This window comes from Lentzea sp. NPDC020367 (assembly GCF_044387305.1).
Classification (GTDB): domain Bacteria; phylum Actinomycetota; class Actinomycetes; order Mycobacteriales; family Pseudonocardiaceae; genus Lentzea.
In genome coordinates this window covers 168,684-185,789 of record NZ_JBIRVV010000003.1, presented here as the reverse complement: position 1 = coordinate 185,789, position 17,106 = coordinate 168,684, and the positions used below count along the sequence as shown (strand labels likewise).

The window sequence follows — 17,106 nt, the reverse complement described above, 5'->3', positions numbered from 1 at the left end:
GCCTATGCCGCCTGGGCGCAGGTGTCGCGGTAGTCCAGTTCCGGTAGGTACCGCTGCCATTCGAGCGGGCTGAGGCCCCCTGCCGCGACCTCGCAGGCCTGGGCGAACAGGTTGCCGGGCACGCCGAACGAGTCGAGCAGCGTGGTGGTCAGTTCGGCTTTCGTGTCCTGGCTGGGCGCCAGTGCGTGCGCGGTCAGGCCGAGACGCAGCGCCAGTCGTGGCGATGACGTTCGCGCTACCTGGGCCTGTACCACGAGCGCGCGTGCTGTCGCCCTGTCCCGGTCCACGCTGGCGTTGTGCCACTGGAACGCCGCCAGCCCCGCCGCGCCGATCGCGGCCACCAGGAACACCGCCAGCCAGCTGGTCGTGCGCCTGCGATCGCGCCGGCGTTGCCCTCGCAGCGCGTGGATCCGGTCGTGGCTCACGGCCAGGAACCGGCGGGCGTCGGGGGAGAGGTCGTCGTTCGCCACCAGCGGCGCGATGGCGGCGAACGTGTCCTCGTTGAGCAGCAGGTGGTCCGCGCGGTCGCCCTCGATCCACTGCGAGGCGTCCAGCTCGACGGACTGGGCCGCGCGCAGGCCGATCTGCCGTTCCTCGATGGCGCTGCGCAACGGCCGCCACTCCGTGAACAACGCCTCGTGCGCCACACCGATCCAGCGGCCCTGCTTGTCGCCGCTCGCGGTGAGAAGACGGTGCCGGACGAACACCTCCAGCGCGGCACGGGCGTGCGCGTCCAACTGGGACATGTTGACGCGCTTGCGGGTCGGCCTGCCCGTGTGGTCGAGCGTGGCCAGGGTCGCGAGCCGGGCGAGCAGTTCTTCCTTGCTCATCCCGGTTTCCGCGACGGCGCGGTCGAGCACGTCGTCGGCGTGGCGGGCGAGTGCGCCGTGCACGCCGCCTAAGTGCTCGTACAGCTCGCTGGAGAGCGTGCCGCCCCTGGGCACGCCCATCGCCAGGTGCTGCAACGTGAACGCGAGCAACGGCAGGGCTTCGCCGCTCGCCGTGTCCTCGACCAGCAGCGCGACGAGCTCCGGGTGCACCTTCAGCCCGGCCACGCGGGCAGGGCCGGTGATGACGATGTTGAGCACCTCGCGCGCGAGCGGCGCCAGCACGTAGCTGCCGAGGTGGACGCCGCTCAGTTCGGGCAACGTCCGCAGGTCGTCCAGGAACTCCGACCGCAGCGTCGCGACCACCCGCACGTTGTCCGCGAGCGCGTCCTTGAGCAGGCTCGCGACGAGCTGGCGGTCCTTCTCACCGGCACGGGTGAAGAGCTCCTCCGCCTGGTCGATGGTGATCAGGAGTCTGCGGTCCTCGTCCACGAGCTCCTGGGCGACGCCGCGCAGCCCGTCGAGGGCGAGTCGATCTCTGGTCTCCCGCAACGTCCAGCCGAGCCCGACGCGGCCGGCCGTCTTGCGCACCGCGCGGGCGAGCGCGTCGAGCGGGTCGTTGCCCGGCAGCCACGGCGGCATGACGAGCCAGCGCGGGTCGTCCGCGAGCTGGGCCAGCAGACCGGCCCTGACCAACGACGACTTGCCGCAGCCGGACGGGCCGACGACGGCGAGCAGACCGGGCCCGCGGCGCACTTTGCGGGCCAGCGCGCGGGTTTCCGCGTCCCGGCCGAAGAACACCGCGCTGAGCGCCGTGCTGAACGCGTCCAGGCCGGGGAACGGTTCCTGGTCCTTCGGGAGCTTGCGGCCGTCGGTGTCGAACCGCCGCAGCGCCTTCTCCAGGTGCCGGCGCGCGGTGGTGTGCGGGATGTGGTTGAGGTGCCCGATCAACGGGTGGATGACGCCGTCGAGCTGTACGGGCAGCAGGAGGGTGCCCAGCGCGTCCGCGATGGCGATCTCGGCGTTGCACCAGCTCGACGTGACCGACGCCTGGCTGACGACGCACACGACGGCGTCCGCGATCCGCAGCTCGTGGTGCAAACGTTCGCGCCACGCCTCGCCGACCTGGATCCCGTCCTCAGGATGAACTTCCAGGAAGATCTCGTGATCACCTTCGAGCCAGTTGCGGATGTGTGTCGCGATCGCCACGTTCTGCGTCGCGTGGCTGATGAACACCCTCGCCACGACCGTCTCCTTTGCCATTCGGTCACCGATTGTGCAGAGCTGACAGGGATCGGCGGCCGGTCGTCCACTGATTGGCGGATCTACAACGTGGCAGGACCACTCTCCGCATACGTACGTTTCCGTGAAATCAGAAGCCCTTTCGGGTGAAACTTGTGTGTGTTGTGAGCAAAGTCAGTCTCGTATATCGCGGAACTTGTCCACTTTGGGCGAAACTGATAGTCGTAGATCAACTCGGTTGGGGGTGTGAGCATGCGCAGCGTTCTTCTCGCTGTCATCGTCGCCCTGTGCGCCGTGCTGACCCCGGCCGTGTCCACTGTGTCGATCGGCGCGCCGCCGCCGAAGTCGAAGACCTCTGTCCCCAAGGAAGAAGCTCCGCGCGAGGAGCGCGAGACGAGCCGCCTGCGTCTGCTGGTCACGTCCGTCGACCGCACGTCCAGCGTGGCCGCTCCGTCGTTCTTCACGGTGTTCACGCCGCGCGGCGTTCCCGGTGTTCTCACGCTCATCTCCGACGCCGAACCGATACTGGTCTGGCGCACACCCCCTGCGCTGCAGGTGTTCCGAAACTGATCGGTCCCCGCTGCCCGATCCAACCGAAACACTTTTCCTTAGCAGTGAGGGACTCCCATGGACTTCCATCGCTTTGTTCAGCATGCCCGCGCACACGCCGCATCGCGTTCCCGTGCGCTGGGTCGCAGGCTCGCCGCTGGTCAGCAGCCCACCACGATGTTCATCACGTGTGCCGATTCGCGGATCGTGACGGCCGCGATCACGGGTGCCGAGCCCGGTTCGCTGTTCGAACTCCGCACCGCGGGCAACGTCATCCCGCCCTATTCGCTCACCGCGCCGTCCAGTGAGATGGCGACGATCGAGTTCGCCGTGCTGCAGCTCGGGGTCAGCGAGATCGTCGTCTGCGGCCACTCGCACTGCGGTGCGGTCGGCGCGTTGACCGGCGGCGGCATCGACCACCTGCCCGCGATGCGCGGGTGGCTGCGTCCCGGACGGCCGCGCCAGTCGTCCGATCCGGCGATGCGGACGGAAGGACAGGAACACGTGCGCGCTCAGCTGGAAACCCTGCTGGCGTACCCGTTCGTGGCAGAGAAGGTCGCTTCGGGTTCGTTGCGCGTGCACGGCTGGTTCTACGACATCGAGACTGGCGAGGTCTCCGCGTGTGCCGAGCACGCCTTCCTTCCGCTGTAGGGGTTTCTGACGTGATGAAGAAGTACTGGACCGATCTCGGCGCGTCGGTCGTCGTGTTCCTCGTGGCGCTGCCGCTGTGCGTGGGCGTGGCGGTGGCGTCCGGGGCGCCGGCCGAACTCGGCATCGTGACCGGCGTGGTCGGCGGCATCGTCGTCGGCCTGCTGCCGGGCAGCACGATGCAGGTGAGCGGACCGGCCGCCGGGCTGACGGTGCTGGTGGCGGACGCCGTCAGCCGGCACGGAATTCAGGCGCTGGGCGTGATCGTGCTCGGCGCCGGGTTGTTGCAGGTGGCGCTGGGCTTAGCCAGGTGCGGGCGGTGGTTCCGCGCGATCTCGCCTTCCGTGGTGCAGGGCATGCTCGCGGGCATCGGGCTGGTGCTGATCTTCGGCCAGCTGAAGCATCTGATCGTCTCGCCGGTCGCGTTGGCACTGGGCCTGCTCACCGTGCTGATCATGCTGCTGTGGCAACGGACTCCGCTGCGGGTCGTGCCGGGCATCCTGGTCGGCGTGGTCGTGTGCACCGCGGTGGCGGCGGTGTTCGCGTCGGGCGTCGAACGCATCACGGTCGGCACGCTCTCGACGGACGTGCATCTGCCTGATTTCTCGTTGCTGGACACCGGAGTCATCGGCACGGCCGTGGTGTTCGCCCTCGTCGCCTCGGCGGAGTCGATGTTCAGCGCGGCCGCCGTCGACCGCATGCACAGCGGCCCGCGCACGCAGTACAACAAGGAACTGGTCGCGCAGGGCGTGGGCAACACGATCTGCGGCCTGCTGGGCGCGTTGCCCATGACGGCGGTGATCGTGCGCAGTGCGGCGAACGTCAACGCCGGGGCCCGCACCAAGGCGTCCAGGGTGCTGCACGGCGTGTGGCTGCTGCTGTTCGTGGTGCTGCTGCCGGGGTTGCTGACGCTGATCCCGGTCGCGGTGCTGGCCGCCGTGCTGGTGCACGCCGGGTGGAAGCTGCTGGGCCTGGGCGAGGTGGTCGCGTCGTGGCGCACCGACAAGGCCGAGAGCTTCATCTTCGTCCTGACGGCCGGTCTCATCGTGGCGACCGACCTGCTGACCGGCACCGTGGCCGGTCTGCTGGCGGCGGTGATCAAGACGGCCTGGGACGTGTCCAGGCTGCAGGTGACCGTGACGGCGGAGGGTGTGGCGTTGCGCGGCAACGCGACGTTCCTGAAGCTGCCCGTGCTGCTCGACGAACTGGACCGCGTGGACCGCGAGCACGTCCGGATGGACCTGAGCGGGGTCCGGCACCTCGACCAGGCCTGCGGGCAGGCGATCGACCAGTGGGTGGACGAGTCGAGGCGGGCCGGCAAGACGGTCGACCTCGTCGGGAGATAGCGAAAGGCGCCGCGACCGTGGGGGTCGCGGTCGCGGCGCCTCTCTCATTCAGTTGGCTAGTGGGTGGTGAACTGCCCGCGCACCGCTCCGCCGGGGAACGCCGCGGTGTGGATGTTGGAGTAGAAGTCCTTCGGGGACTGCTTGAGCGCGTCCAGCGTGGCCTTGTCGGCGGTGGCCGTGCCCGAGACCGCGAAGATGCCGTTCGGGACGGCGGTGCCGAAGAACGTGATCTTCACGGCGCCGTTCACGCCCTTCGCGCCCTGGTGGACGTGGCCGAGGGTCGGCGCGTCGACGTTCACCCACGCCAGCGAGAAGTCGACACCGGTGGCGGTGGGCTGCACGAACGTGATGGCCTGGCCGTCCGGGTCGCCGACCTTCGGGCCGTCGGCCACCGGCACCTCGTTGCGGCCGTTGGAGAACGCGCGGAGCTTGCCGCCCTTGATGATGTCGAGCGGGTTGACCTGCTTGCTCAGCGGCTTGAGCTGGCCGCGGACCGCGCCACCGGGCTTCTCGGTGCTGTGCAGGTTCACGTAGAAACCGGCCGGGTTCTTCCGGATGTCCTCGGCGAGCTTCGCGTCGACCACGGTCTGACCGGCGGCGGCGCCCAGCGTCTCCGGCATCGGGGTGGTGAACAGGTTGACCTTCACCCCGCCGTTCTGGCCCGCCGCGCCCTGGTGGATGTGGCCGAGGGTGAGCTGGGCCGTCTTCTTCCACTCCAGCGCGAACGTCACGCGGTCGCCGCGCACCTCGACCAGCGCCTTCGCCGAGGCGTCCGCGTCGCCCACGGCGGGGCCACCGGCGGTCGGGACCTCCTGACGGCCGTCCAGCTCGGCGGAGAAGAACACGGGCTTGCCGGTGGCGGGCTTGACCGGCGGGGTCTGCGGCGCGGTCTGGCCGGGTGCGGGCGGAGCCGTCGTGTGGCCGCCGTGCCCGGCGCCGTGGTCCTGCGCACCCGCCTTCGTGGCGGTCGGCTTCTCGGCGGAACCGCCCGCTTCGATGTTGAGCGTGGGGCCGTCGGCCGTGAAGAACTCGAAGGCAGAGCCGCCGTTCTTCACGACCACGCGGACCTCGATCTGGCCGCGGCCGGGCTTCACGGTGAAGGTGGGCGACTCGCCCTTCCTGGCGCCGTCGAGGCAACGGCCTTCCAGCTGGTCGGCGGCACAGAGGCTGGCCTCGTAGCCGGCCGTGTTCGTAATCTTCACGGTCACGGTGTCCTGGGCGGCGGACGCCGGCGTCACCACGGCTAGTCCGAGCGTGGCGCCCAGAAGGCATGCGGCAGCGACGTTTTTGTTGACAGGCATGGGATGTGCTCCAAGGCTCCGCTGTGGGAGTCGGGGGGTCTGGCGGACCCGACATGACCAACACGGACGTCGATCGGATTCGGTTCAAGGAATCTTCCGATGAACCGGACCTCGTCTCATTACGTGTCAACGTCGGAACAGGACACACCCCGCTAGGAGACGAAGATGCGCGCACGTATGGGAATTCTGCTGCTGCCGGTGTTGCTCGCCGGACTGGCTGCCTGCGGAAACGAGGCACCGCAACAAGGTTCGCGGCAGGAGGCCCCGGCGAAGGTCGAGGTGAAGATCGCGCAGTCCGACCTCGGACCGATCCTCGTCGACCAAACGGGACGGACGCTCTACGCCTTCACCAAGGACGAGAACAAGTCCAGCGCGTGCGACGCCGACTGCATCGCCGTGTGGCCCGCGCTCACGGCTGAGTCCAAAGTAGACGCCAAGGACGGCGCCGACGTGCAGCTCGTCTCGCAGATCGACGAGAGCTCGCAGGCCGTGTACGGAAAGTGGCCGCTCTACTACTACGTGGGAGACCAGGTCGCCGGCGACCTGAACGGCCAGGGCGTCGACGACGAGTGGTTCGCGATCGCCGCGGACGGGAAACTGGTCAGGAAGAGCTGATGAACACTGGGCCGTTCGGGTGTATGCGGCTAACGGCCCTGTGGGAGATGTCGACCCTCAAGATGAACCAGTAGGGGGCGACACATGACCAGCGCAGGCTTCGACGCGAAGTTCCTCGGCACGACCGCCGGGATCCCGGTCCTGACCGACTCGGGAGAGGCCGACGCGGTCGAGCTCGACGGCTCGACCACGATCGACTACACGCACTTCTCGCTCGCGATGAGCAAGTCCCGCAAGTTCGCGAGCTGGGTCGCGTGGAACATCGACGGCGGTGAGATGAAGGCGCTGAGCCGCACCAACATCCCGTTCGTCAAGGACCCGCGCGTCCCGGCCGAGTTCCAGACCGGCGACGAGCTCTACCGCGACAACCGGCTCGACCGCGGCCACCTCGCCCGTCGCGCAGACCTGTGCTGGGGCCCGAAGGCCGAGGCGCAGAAGGCGAACAGGGACTCGTTCTTCTTCACGAACATCACGCCGCAGATGGACGACTTCAACCAGAGCACCAAGGAAGGGCTCTGGGGCCGGCTCGAGGACGCGGTGCTCGCCGACGTCGACGTCGACAACCTCAAGGTCAGCGTCTACGGCGGCCCGGTCTTCAACGCCGACGACCGGGTGTTCCGCAGCGTCGCGATCCCGCGTGAGTTCTACAAGGCGATCGCGTTCGTGGTGGACGGCGAGCTGCGCTGCAGCGCGTTCCTGCTGACCCAGAACATCGTCCTGGCCGAGGCGCTCGACCTGGACGAGTTCCGGGTGTTCCAGGTGTCGCTGACCGAGCTGGAGAAGAGGCTGAGCCTCACCTTTCCGGCTGAGCTGCATGCGGCCGACACCGCGTCGGTCCAGCTGCTCGACGAGGCCGAGCGCAAGCCGCTGGACAGCCTCGACGACATCAACTGGTGACGCGCACCCCTGGCAACGCCTGACGCAGCTCGTCCAGCCGGGCAAGCGACTCCGGCTGGTGCACCACGAGGTGTTCCAGTGCCGGCAGGACGCGCAGGTCGTTCGCTGAGGGCACGCCGAACACCTCCAGCGTCGTGATGGTCGGCCACCGCTCCAGCCCCGCCAGCGGGTAGGGCGGGCGGTGGTCGATCGCCAGCTCGCGCAACGCGGGCAGGCCGGGCAACGCGTCCAGTCCCTCGTCGGTGGCCGAGTCGCGGATCTGCAGGCGCCGCAGAGCGCCACCCTCCAGCGACTCCAGCTCGACCCGGCTGAAGTGCAGGTGCAGCTCGTCCAGGTCCCTCACCGGCGCCAGGTCGATCCGCCCGAGCGGACGGCAGCGGCTCAGGTGCAGCTCCTTCAACGAGCGCGACCCGGCCAGCGGCGACAGATCGCGCATCACCTCGTTCTGCCACAGCTCCAGCCGGTGCAGCGACGGCATGGCGCCCAACGGGTCCAGCGGGTTGATGTTGCCGATGCACCGCACGTACCGCAGCTTCTCCAGGTGCATGATGAACTGGATCCGGTGCCAGCCGCGGACGTCCACCCGCCGGTCGCCGAAATCCACTTTGGACAGCACGGACTTCGCGTACTTCTCCGCGTCCGGCGTGTTCCGCCACGCCCGCAGCAGTTCGTCGATGACCATCGCGTGGTCGACGGCCACGAACTCCGCGATCCGCTCCCACGCGGCCTCGCCACCGATGTTGGCCAGCGTCCGCACGATGTACGCGGCCTCGTCGGACGCTTCCGGCCCCGGCAGCAGGTCGACCACGAACGAGCCCGCCTCGGACAACGCGTCGGCGTGCGCGAAGCTCTTCGGCGGGATCAGCGCCGCGGCGGCCGCCGTCACCTGGGCCCGCGCGGTCTCCGGTTCGATCACGTCGGCCTGGTCGAGGCACGCCAGCGCGAGCAGCCGCAGCTTGTCCCGCCCGCGTTCGTCCTTGCGCGTGTCGTCGTTGCCCGCCAGCAGGTCCATCAGCACGCGGGCCCGTTCGCGCGGCCGGGCGTGCGCGACCGCCATCACCACGACGTCGTGCCACTCGTCCAGATGTGCCCTGTCCACCAACAGGTTCAGGTCGCCCGCGTCCACGACCTCCTTGGCCGCCAGGTAGTCCCGGAACGTGCGGTGCACGAACTGCACGCGTTCGGACGCCACCTCCCGCAGCAGCCCGGCCCGTTCGAGCAGCCGCTGCATCGCCTCGTCCGGGTCGATGTCGTGCGACCGCAGCCCGCGCATCGCGTTCCCGAGCCGGTGCACGGCCTCCTCGCGGGGCACCATCAGCTCGCGGTTGCGCACCAGCGAGTACGCGAACCGTTGCAGCAGAACGAGTTGCTCCTCCTTGGAGAACGACGGCAGCGCGAGCCCGCGGTCCTCGTCCCACCGCACCAGCAACAGGTCCAGCGCGGCCTCGTACAGCGACCGGCGATCGCGGGGCAGGTGCATGTTCCGGTCCTGGTGCAACGCGCACAACAGCCCCGCCAGCAACGGACTCGACGCCAGCCGCCGCAGGTCCGGCCGCTTCGCGAGCGTCGTCACCAGCCGTGCCTCGCACTCGGTCAGCCACACCCGCGCGTCCCGGGTCAGCCCCGGCTCGTCGCGGGCGGCGGTGTGCCAGGCCTCCACGAAGTCGCGCACACCCTTGTCGCTCAACGGCAACAGGTCGAACGCGCTGAAGCCGACGTCCTCCAGCCAGTCCTCCGGCACCGCGGCCGGCCGGGTCGTGATCGCGTAGCGGGCGTCGGGATAGGCGTTGACCAGCTTCTCCAGCCACAGCCGGGCCTCGGCCCGCCGTTCCCACACCAGCTCGTCCACGCCGTCGACCAGGACGAGCGCGCGCCCCTCCTTGAGCCGCGCGGTGACCCACCCGGAGGGCTTCTCCTCCTCGATCATCGAGGCCGTCGGCGAGATGAACTCCTCCGGCTTCGGCAGCGACGTGTACTGCCGCAACGGCACGAAGAACGGCACCAGCCCGAGCCACTCGTCGCCCGAGGTCCGCGTCTCGCCCAGCGCGTTCATCGCGAGCCAGCGCAGGAACGTCGTCTTGCCCGCGCCCGCGCCGCCCCGGATCAGCACCCGAGGCGTGTCCGCCAGCGCCGCCGCCACGGGCAGCCCGGCCCCGGTCAGTTCGTCGGTGTCGCCGACCCGCGCCACCGCCAGCGACACGTACGAGGTGTCGAACGACTGCCTGCGCGGCGCCCGCCCGCGCGACACCCCGAACAGCTCCAGCCCGCCCAGCGCGTGCGCGACCTGGTCGGCGTAACGGTCCTCGAAGTCCCGGTGCGACGCCGTCAGCGCGAGTTGTTGCTGGTCCGCGAGCCGTGTCACGGCGTCGGCGGTCGCCCGGCCCATCCGGTACATCTCCACCGAGAGCCGGCGCGCGTACTCCGGCTGCGACCACACCAGTTCGACGACCGCGACGCACACCCGCAGCAGCAACGCGTCGTAGACGGCCGTCGCCTGCTCGGACAGCCCCGCCGCACGCCGGATCTGCTCCGACCGGGACAGCACGTGGGCGCGCAACGACTCGGGCGTCAGCATCACCCGCAGCGCTTCCTCCGGCCGCAACGGCAGCGCGGCCTCGATGGACTCGCGCACCGCGTCCACGGCGGCCTGCCACTCGTGCTGTTCGACGGCGCTCAGCTCACCGCGCGCGAGCTCGGAGCTGACCCGCTCGACCAGCGGTCCCGGCCTGGTCAGCTCGCGCTGGCGCTTCTTGTCCTTGGCGCCCTTGTGCACGACGTCGAAGAGACCGAGCAGCACGCGCTCCAGCACGGTCTCGAGCACCATCAGCAGTCCGGCGGAAAACGGATCGGCCACATCCCCAGTATCGGCAGGTGATCACCGCACGCCGGGGTACTTCACCAGCTGTTCATTCGGGGAGCGCGACCTTGCGGACGTGCCCGATGTCGAACTCCCTGCTCGTGCCGTCCTCGCAGTCCGCGCTCAGCACGCCCTCGAGGTGCTTGGTCGGCATGATCACGTACGTGTCGGTGCGGCGCGGCCCGGTCGCGTACTTGATCTCGACGTTGCTGCCGTCGACCAGCGCCGACGACAGCAGCACGACCTCCTCGTCGCGCAGGAAGACGTTCTGGTCGCGCAGCATCCGCGCCGCGTTGGCCCGTGGTGCGCCGGGTCCGACGCTCGGCCGTTCCTGCTCCACCAGCCGGACCGCGAGCTGGGCCAGCTCCAGGTCGTTCATCTCGGTGCGCCACCACCGCTCCGGCTTGCGTTCGCCGCGGGCGGAGGCCCGCAGCCGGCCGACACTCTCCACAATGGACTTGTCGCCGGCGTCCAGTCCGGTCGGCGCGTACCCGCACCGGCGCAACGCCGCGAGCGTCTCGGCCATCGGCTGGGCCGATGCCAGCACGGTCGGTGCGAGGAACCGCAGCTGCAACGACGTGAGCCGCTTCGATCGGGCGATCTCCTGCAACAGCGTGGGATCCGTGCCCCGCACGCAACTCGCCACGTCCGTCACCGTCAGCTGGCCGTGCCTGCGGGCCACGTCCTGCACCTGGTACTCGATCACCTGCGGCAGCGCGGCTTCCGACACGGCGTTCAGCCGCGCGAGCACCTCGTCGGCCGACAGTCCCGAGTCCAGCGCGCGCCGCACCGACCCGGCGGACAGCCGCCACACCCGTGCGGCGTCGTTGTCCTCCAGGTCCGCCACCAGGTTCAGCGTCGCGCTCAGCTCGGGCGACGGCAGTCCGTTCACCACGGCGGTCATGTCCGTCTGGAACGCGGCCCTCTCCGTCGCCGGGGGCATCAGCTCGGCGGCCGCGGTGTCGACGTCGCCGTCGTGCAGCACCGCCACTCCCAGCGGCGTGAGCGCGCCGCCGGCCACCAGTCCCAGCGACTCCATCTCGCTGATCACCGCCGCGGTCGCCCTCGGGTCGTGCACGGCGGGGCGTTCCCAGACGAGGTCGTCGACCAGTTCGTTGATGTTCGTGAAGGCTTCCTCCGCCGAGAACCGCTCCAGCGCGCCGCGGCGCAGCACTAGCCCGGCGGCACCGGTGTAGTCGCGCAACGCCGCCCGCGCCTGGTCCGGTTCCGGCCGCCAGTCCATCCGCCGCCACGCCGCGACCAGCGCCGCGAGCCGTGGACCGGGCTGCGAGTCGAGCCAGGCGTCACCCTGACTGGTCGGCAGCAGCCGCGACCGTTCCACGCCGACCAGCTGGGCTTCGGCCGCGAGTTCCAGCCACAACCGCAGCACGCCGTCCGAGACCCGCAGCGCCCGCGCGACCCGCCGGATCTCCACGGTCGCCACGCCACCGGTGTAGCGGGCGTCGAACGTGTCCTGCTCGCAGTACGCGAGCAGCCGAGCCACTCCGTCCACAGTGGACATCGCGGGCACGATCGGCGAGATCTCGGACGCCTTGCGCTTACCGGGTGCCTTGGGCCGCAACGTCAGTTCGCCCTGCGCCGCGCCGTTCGTCCGCACCGAGTTCACCGCGATCAGCCGCGACCCCTCCGGTCAGGCCAGCGCCCGTTCCTTGAGCTCACCGAGCGCGCGTTCGAAATCGCCGATGGTGCAGTGCAGTTCGGCGCACACCGTGTCGACCGTCCCGGCGTTGTTCTGCGCCACGATCGCGCCGAGCACGTCGAGCGCGCCCTGGTCCAGCGTGTCCTCGACGGCGTGCACCGAGTCGGAGTCGGTCAGCTGCGTCGCGAGGTCCTTCAACGTCCGGATGAAGCGGTCGGCGACGTCGCGGCGGTACAGGAGTATCGCGGCCACCTCGTCCGGCCCGAGTTGGAGGAGCCAGGTCGCGAGCGCGTTGATACGGCGGGGCATTCACCGGATTATGGCCTGATTGTGTGTTCTCAAACGAATTTTCACGCACATGGGCGATCCGCCTAGGCTGACTCGGTGACGTTCAGCGGTTTCGGCGAGTACGCCATTGACTTCTACGACGGCCTGGTCCTGGACAACTCGAAGGCGTACTGGGACGACAACAAGGAGACCTACCTGCACGACGTGCGCGCCCCGATGGAGGCGCTGCTGCTCGCGCTGGAGAAGGAGTTCGGCGAGGGCAAGGTGTTCCGGCCGTACCGCGACGTGCGGTTCGCCAAGGACAAGACGCCGTACAAGGACCATTGCGGCGGCGTCATCGAGAAGGGCCGCGGCGGCGGCGCGTACTACGTGCAGCTCAGCCCCGAGGGCCTGATGACCGGCGGCGGCTCGTTCCACATGCAGTCCGACCAACTAGCCCGGTACCGCGCCTCGGTCGACGCGCACGGCGTCCTGCTGCGCAAGATCGTGGACAAGCTGGTCAAGCAGGGGTGGACGCTCGCGGGCGACGTGATGAAGTCGAAGCCGCGCGGGTTCGCCGACGACCACCCGCACCTCGACCTGCTCCGGTACCGGTCGATCTACGTGCGCAAGGTCTGGGAGCCGGACGACGTGCTGCACGAGCCGGGGTGCCTGGACCGGGTGCGCAAGTCGTGGAGGCAGTTCAAGGACTTCAACGCGTGGTGCGAGGACCACGTCGGCGTGAGCGAGACCACCAGGTCGCGGTAGCCCAGCCCAGGCCGATCCCGACGACGTCCACCAGCGCGTCGAGCACGTCGCCGCTGCGGTGCAGGGGCGTGATCAGCTGCTGGAGCACCTCCGAAACGCCTGCGTAGACCACCAGCAGCGGCAAAATGCGAGGAAGTTTCGCGTACAGGCCGGTGAACGCGAGCAGCGCGAACAGCAGCGTGTGGACCACCTTGTCCGTACCAGGTGGCGAGCTCGGCACACCTGACTCCGGGGTGAACAGAACGACGACGCTGAGCAACGCCGCGATCACAAAAGGCAGTACTCGACCCATGGTCAGAACATTACTGAGTAGTAGTTCGGGATCGGTCCAGGAACGGGGTCTACTCTCTCTACACGTGAGTCGACGCGCAAAGATCGTCTGTACCCTCGGTCCCGCCACTGGCACGCCGGAAAAGGTCCGTGACCTGGTAGCGGCCGGTATGGACGTGGCCAGGATGAACTTCAGCCACGGCAGCCATGCCGACCACAAGCAGGTTTACGACATGGTCCGCGCGGCAGCCGACGAGTCCGGCCGCGCCGTGGGAATCCTCGCCGACCTCCAGGGCCCCAAGATCCGTCTCGGCCGTTTCGCCGCGGGTCCGGTGGACTGGAACACCGGCGACATCGTTCGCATCACCGTTGAGGACGTCGAGGGCACGCACGACCGCGTGTCGACGACCTACAAGGAGCTCGCGAAGGACGCCAAGGTCGGCGACCGCATGCTCGTGGACGACGGCAAGGTCGCGCTCGTGGTCGTGGACGTCGAAGGTTCCGACGTCGTGGCCGAGGTGACCGAGGGCGGTCCCGTCAGCAACAACAAGGGCCTCTCGCTGCCCGGCATGGACGTCTCCGTGCCCGCCATGTCCGAGAAGGACATCGAGGACCTCGAGTTCGCGCTCTCGCTGGGCGTGGACTTCATCGCCCTGTCGTTCGTCCGCTCGCCGGCCGACATCGACCTGGTCCACCAGGTCATGGACCGCAGCGGCGGCAAGCGCCTCCCGGTGATCGCGAAGATCGAGAAGCCGGAGGCCGTGGACAACCTCGAGGCCATCGTGCTGGCCTTCGACGGCGTCATGGTCGCCCGCGGTGACCTGGGCGTCGAGCTTCCGCTGGAGCACGTCCCGCTCGTGCAGAAGCGGGCGATCCAGATCGCCCGCGAGAACGCCAAGCCGGTCATCGTGGCGACCCAGATGCTCGACTCGATGATCACGAACTCCCGCCCGACCCGCGCCGAGACGTCCGACGTCGCGAACGCGGTGCTCGACGGCGCGGACGCCCTGATGCTGTCCGGCGAGACCTCGGTCGGCCGCTACGCCATCGAGTCCGTGCAGACCATGGGCCGCATCATCGAGGCCGTCGAGACCGAGTCGGTCGTCGTGCCGCCGCTGACGCACGTCCCGCGCACCAAGCGCGGCGTGATCTCGTACGCGGCCCGCGACATCGGCGAGCGCCTCAACGCCAAGGCCCTGGTCGCGTTCACGCAGTCCGGTGACACGGTCCGCCGTCTGGCCCGCCTGCACACGCACCTGCCGCTGCTGGCGTTCACGCCGGAGCCGGCCGTGCGCTCGCAGCTGTCGCTGACGTGGGGCACCGAGACGTTCCTGGTGCCGCGCGTCGAGTCCACCGACGAGATGGTCCGGCAGGTCGACGTGGCCATGATCGAGATCGGCCGCTACTCCGCCGGTGACCTCATGGTGGTCGTCGCCGGATCGCCTCCTGGCACCATTGGGTCGACGAACCTCATCCGGGTGCACCGGCTGGGGGAGGACGACCACGCGTAGGAGCTTGACGTGACCGAGGCTGCCCGAGCCGCCGCTACGAGCCCATCCGGCTTGAGTGGACAATCCGCAGTGGACGACCTGGTCGCGTTGCTCGACCTGGAACGCATCGAGGAGAACATCTTCCGAGGCGTGTCGCCCGCCGAGTCGCCAGTGCGCGTCTTCGGCGGGCAGGTGGCGGGCCAGGCCCTGGTGGCCGCCGGTCGCACGGTCCCGGTGGAGCGGCGGGTGCACTCGCTGCACTCGTACTTCATCCGGCCCGGCGACCCCCGCGTGCCGATCGTGTACGAGGTGGACCGAATCCGGGATGGACGGTCCTTCACGACCCGCCGCGTGGTCGCCGTGCAGCACGGCAAGGCGATCTTCGCTCTCTCGGCCTCGTTCCAGCTGGAGGAGCAGGGCAACGAGCACTCGTCGCCGATGCCCGACGTGCCGGACCCGGAGTCGCTGCCGACCTGGGCCGAGGCGGCCGAGGGCTACGCGCTCCACACGTCCAAGTTCCCGCGGCCCATCGACGTCCGCTACGTGACCGAGCCGCCGTGGGAGTCGCGTGAGGACGGTCCCGGCGAGGCCTCGTCGCAGGTGTGGATGAAGGCGGACGGCAAGCTGCCGGACGACCCGATGCTGCAGCTCTGCATCATGACCTACGCCTCGGACATGACGTTGCTGGACGGGGTTCTGGCGCGGCACGGCGTGTACTGGGGGCTGGACAAGGTCCTCGGGGCTTCGCTGGACCACGCGATGTGGTTCCACCGGCCTTTCCGGGCCGACGAGTGGTTGCTGTACGACACGTCTTCTCCGTCTGCGTCCGGGAATCGTGGGCTTGCGACTGGGCGGTTCTTCACCCGGGACGGGCAGTTGGTGGCGACCGTGGTGCAGGAAGGGCTGATCCGGGTGATCAAGCCTTCCGGCGACGGTGCGTAGGCCGCAGGTTCGCCGGCGGCGTCAACGCTCGGGTCTCCACCCGCTCCAGCACCACCGAACTCGTCAGGTTCCGCACCTCAGTCCGTGAAGCGATCTTGTCCATCAGGAACGCCTGCAGATGCGTGGAATCCGCCACGGCGATGTGCAGCAGGAAATCGGCCTGCCCGGACACGTGGAAGATCGACCGCGTCTCCGGCTGTGCCATCACAAAAGCACGAAAACCAGCCACCACGGCACGGGTGTGCGGCCGCACGTTCACCGAGATCACGGCCTCCAACGGCAGCCCGGTGGTAGCCGGGTCCACCACGGCGTGGCACCCCGTGATCACACCCAGGTCGCGCAGCCGCCGCACCCGTTGCAGACACGACGACGGCGCGAGCCCGACGATCTCCGCCAGCGCGCGGTTCGGCAGGGTCGCGTCGTTCTGCAACTCCTCCAGGATGTGCCAGTCGACCGAATCCAGTTCGGCTTGTTCGCGCATAACCGAACATCGTACTGAGCAGCTGGAAGAGACACGAACGAACCACAGACGATCTGCGTCATGCACATCGCGTGGACGTCGTTCCTGCTGGCACTCGTGGTGATCACGGTCGTGCCCGGTCCCGACTTCGTTCTGGTCATGGGGAACGCGGTCCGGAGCTTCAAGAAGGGCGTCGAGGCGGCGCTCGGGGTGCTCACCGGGCTGTTGATCCACGCGACGCTCGCGACGGTCGGGTTGTCCGCGCTCGTGGCGGCGGCTCCGGCGGCGTTGTTCGTGGTCAAGGCGATCGGCGCGCTCTACCTGGCCTACATCGGCTTCATGACGCTGAAATCGGCCAGCAAGCCGCTGAGCGAACAGCCTCAGCAGAAGAACGTGTTCCTGCGCGGGATGTTGTGCGACCTGTTGAACCCCAAGGTGATGCTCACGTTCCTGAGCCTCATCCCGCAGGCGATGGACCCGAACGCCGCGCCCCTTCCGCAGGCGGCCGTGCTGAGCGCCGTCACGGTCGGGGTGTTCGCGGTGTTCTGGGTCATCGTGGTGCCGTCGGCGCGTCAGCTGGGCAGGCTGCTCAGCAAGCCTCGGACGCGCGCGGTGTTCGAGAGGGTCTGTGGGACCGCTCTCATCGGGCTGGCGGCGTCAGTTCTCGCTACCTGAGTCCCACGTGACGGACAGCTCGTCGCGCGTTCCGAAGCGGACGAGGTGCCGTTCCACGACGTCCTGCAGCCTGGCCACGTCCTCCTCCGACGTGCAGACCACGCGCATGATCAACGCGTCGTCCGCCGCCTCGAACTCCGCGAGGCCGGCCGAGAAGCGGACGAAGCCGCGGGTGTCCTCCCAGGACCCCTCGAGGTCCTTGGCCGTGAAGTGCTTCACCAGCTGCGATCCGTACCTGGGGGCACGGTCGGTCGCCGAGCGTCCCACGCTCGTGAATTCCGTCATGAAGCCA

At 69.1% G+C, this 17,106-nt stretch carries 17 protein-coding genes; 9 read left to right on the top strand and 8 right to left on the bottom strand.

Annotated features, from left to right (window positions below; translation table 11 throughout):
* Window positions 1–2: 2 nt before the first annotated feature.
* Window positions 3–2,072: a toll/interleukin-1 receptor domain-containing protein gene (locus tag ACH413_RS13165; protein WP_360041518.1), complete on the bottom strand. Its 2,070-nt coding sequence runs from the start codon at window positions 2,070–2,072 to the stop codon at window positions 3–5.
* Window positions 2,073–2,321: 249 nt separating this feature from the next.
* Between ACH413_RS13165 and ACH413_RS13160 the strand changes: the two genes are divergently transcribed.
* The 3 genes from ACH413_RS13160 (at window position 2,322) to ACH413_RS13150 (ending at window position 4,612) form a co-directional block, all read left to right on the top strand.
* Window positions 2,322–2,639 carry a hypothetical protein gene (locus ACH413_RS13160; RefSeq protein ID WP_360041516.1) on the top strand — a complete coding sequence of 106 codons (318 nt, stop codon included), beginning with the start codon at window positions 2,322–2,324 and terminating at the stop codon, window positions 2,637–2,639.
* Between the two features lie 156 nt (window positions 2,640–2,795).
* Window positions 2,796–3,269, top strand: a complete 474-nt coding sequence (locus tag ACH413_RS13155; RefSeq protein ID WP_360041513.1) for a carbonic anhydrase — start codon at window positions 2,796–2,798, stop codon at window positions 3,267–3,269.
* Between the two features lie 14 nt (window positions 3,270–3,283).
* Window positions 3,284–4,612 (top strand): SulP family inorganic anion transporter, encoded by a 1,329-nt coding sequence (locus ACH413_RS13150; protein ID WP_360041510.1) that lies wholly within the window; start codon window positions 3,284–3,286, stop codon window positions 4,610–4,612.
* Window positions 4,613–4,668: 56 nt separating this feature from the next.
* On the opposite strand, the gene ACH413_RS13145 is transcribed toward ACH413_RS13150, so the two are convergent.
* Window positions 4,669–5,913: a CHRD domain-containing protein gene (locus tag ACH413_RS13145; RefSeq protein ID WP_360041507.1), complete on the bottom strand. Its 1,245-nt coding sequence runs from the start codon at window positions 5,911–5,913 to the stop codon at window positions 4,669–4,671.
* 165 nt (window positions 5,914–6,078) lie between these two features.
* Between ACH413_RS13145 and ACH413_RS13140 the strand changes: the two genes are divergently transcribed.
* Together ACH413_RS13140 and ACH413_RS13135 are read left to right on the top strand one after the other, a co-directional pair.
* Complete coding sequence (locus ACH413_RS13140; protein ID WP_360041504.1) at window positions 6,079–6,528, top strand: hypothetical protein; 450 nt, start codon at window positions 6,079–6,081, stop codon at window positions 6,526–6,528.
* Window positions 6,529–6,612: 84 nt separating this feature from the next.
* Entirely contained in the window at window positions 6,613–7,425 is an 813-nt protein-coding gene (locus ACH413_RS13135; protein ID WP_360041501.1) for a DNA/RNA non-specific endonuclease, read from the top strand.
* Here the strand turns inward: ACH413_RS13135 and ACH413_RS13130 are convergent.
* From ACH413_RS13130 to ACH413_RS13120, 3 genes are read right to left on the bottom strand one after another with little or no spacing between them, the layout of a single operon-like run.
* Window positions 7,415–10,279 (bottom strand): NACHT domain-containing protein, encoded by a 2,865-nt coding sequence (locus ACH413_RS13130; protein ID WP_360041498.1) that lies wholly within the window; start codon window positions 10,277–10,279, stop codon window positions 7,415–7,417. The genes ACH413_RS13135 and ACH413_RS13130 overlap by 11 nt on opposite strands.
* A 52-nt stretch (window positions 10,280–10,331) precedes the next feature.
* A complete protein-coding gene (locus tag ACH413_RS13125) occupies window positions 10,332–11,900 on the bottom strand; it encodes a helicase-associated domain-containing protein (protein WP_396424974.1) in 1,569 nt (522 codons plus the stop codon).
* Window positions 11,901–11,933: 33 nt separating this feature from the next.
* Window positions 11,934–12,251, bottom strand: a complete 318-nt coding sequence (locus ACH413_RS13120; RefSeq protein WP_396424973.1) for a hypothetical protein — start codon at window positions 12,249–12,251, stop codon at window positions 11,934–11,936.
* A 75-nt stretch (window positions 12,252–12,326) separates the two neighbouring features.
* Between ACH413_RS13120 and ACH413_RS13115 the strand changes: the two genes are divergently transcribed.
* Window positions 12,327–12,977, top strand: a complete 651-nt coding sequence (locus ACH413_RS13115; protein WP_360041492.1) for a DUF2461 domain-containing protein — start codon at window positions 12,327–12,329, stop codon at window positions 12,975–12,977.
* On the opposite strand, the gene ACH413_RS13110 is transcribed toward ACH413_RS13115, so the two are convergent.
* The gene (locus tag ACH413_RS13110) at window positions 12,922–13,269 is read right to left on the bottom strand and encodes a VanZ family protein (protein WP_360041489.1); all 348 of its coding nucleotides are present in this window, start codon (window positions 13,267–13,269) and stop codon (window positions 12,922–12,924) included. The two genes, ACH413_RS13115 and ACH413_RS13110, sit on opposite strands and share 56 nt — an antisense overlap.
* A gap of 64 nt (window positions 13,270–13,333) precedes the next feature.
* Here ACH413_RS13110 and pyk point away from each other — a divergent pair, with 64 nt between their 5' ends.
* Together pyk and tesB are read left to right on the top strand one after the other, a co-directional pair.
* Window positions 13,334–14,758, top strand: a complete 1,425-nt coding sequence (gene pyk / locus ACH413_RS13105; RefSeq protein WP_360041487.1) for a pyruvate kinase — start codon at window positions 13,334–13,336, stop codon at window positions 14,756–14,758.
* A gap of 9 nt (window positions 14,759–14,767) precedes the next feature.
* On the top strand, window positions 14,768–15,679 hold the full coding sequence (tesB, locus tag ACH413_RS13100) for an acyl-CoA thioesterase II (RefSeq protein WP_360041484.1): 912 nt from the start codon (window positions 14,768–14,770) through the stop codon (window positions 15,677–15,679).
* Here tesB and ACH413_RS13095 read toward each other — a convergent pair.
* On the bottom strand, window positions 15,654–16,160 hold the full coding sequence (locus ACH413_RS13095) for an Lrp/AsnC family transcriptional regulator (protein ID WP_360041482.1): 507 nt from the start codon (window positions 16,158–16,160) through the stop codon (window positions 15,654–15,656). The two genes, tesB and ACH413_RS13095, sit on opposite strands and share 26 nt — an antisense overlap.
* A gap of 60 nt (window positions 16,161–16,220) precedes the next feature.
* On the opposite strand from ACH413_RS13095, the gene ACH413_RS13090 reads away from it, so the two are divergent.
* Window positions 16,221–16,814, top strand: coding sequence for a LysE family translocator (locus tag ACH413_RS13090; RefSeq protein ID WP_360041479.1), 594 nt, complete (start codon window positions 16,221–16,223; stop codon window positions 16,812–16,814).
* Here the strand turns inward: ACH413_RS13090 and ACH413_RS13085 are convergent.
* Window positions 16,797–17,099, bottom strand: coding sequence for a DUF2218 domain-containing protein (locus tag ACH413_RS13085; RefSeq protein WP_330273382.1), 303 nt, complete (start codon window positions 17,097–17,099; stop codon window positions 16,797–16,799). The genes ACH413_RS13090 and ACH413_RS13085 overlap by 18 nt on opposite strands.
* Between the last annotated feature and the right edge of the window lie 7 nt (window positions 17,100–17,106).

Bases quoted from the DNA above. Each gene is read 5' to 3' on its own strand.
- ACH413_RS13160 (WP_360041516.1), top strand. From the start codon at position 2,322: ATGCGCAGCGTTCTTCTCGCTGTCATCGTCGCCCTGTGCGCCGTGCTG.
- ACH413_RS13155 (WP_360041513.1), top strand. From the start codon at position 2,796: ATGTTCATCACGTGTGCCGATTCGCGGATCGTGACGGCCGCGATCACG.
- ACH413_RS13150 (WP_360041510.1), top strand. From the start codon at position 3,284: ATGAAGAAGTACTGGACCGATCTCGGCGCGTCGGTCGTCGTGTTCCTC.
- ACH413_RS13145 (WP_360041507.1), bottom strand. From the start codon at position 5,913: ATGCCTGTCAACAAAAACGTCGCTGCCGCATGCCTTCTGGGCGCCACG.
- ACH413_RS13140 (WP_360041504.1), top strand. From the start codon at position 6,079: ATGCGCGCACGTATGGGAATTCTGCTGCTGCCGGTGTTGCTCGCCGGA.
- ACH413_RS13135 (WP_360041501.1), top strand. From the start codon at position 6,613: ATGACCAGCGCAGGCTTCGACGCGAAGTTCCTCGGCACGACCGCCGGG.
- ACH413_RS13120 (WP_396424973.1), bottom strand. From the start codon at position 12,251: ATGCCCCGCCGTATCAACGCGCTCGCGACCTGGCTCCTCCAACTCGGG.
- ACH413_RS13110 (WP_360041489.1), bottom strand. From the start codon at position 13,269: ATGGGTCGAGTACTGCCTTTTGTGATCGCGGCGTTGCTCAGCGTCGTC.
- ACH413_RS13095 (WP_360041482.1), bottom strand. From the start codon at position 16,160: ATGCGCGAACAAGCCGAACTGGATTCGGTCGACTGGCACATCCTGGAG.
- ACH413_RS13090 (WP_360041479.1), top strand. From the start codon at position 16,221: ATGCACATCGCGTGGACGTCGTTCCTGCTGGCACTCGTGGTGATCACG.
- ACH413_RS13085 (WP_330273382.1), bottom strand. From the start codon at position 17,099: ATGACGGAATTCACGAGCGTGGGACGCTCGGCGACCGACCGTGCCCCC.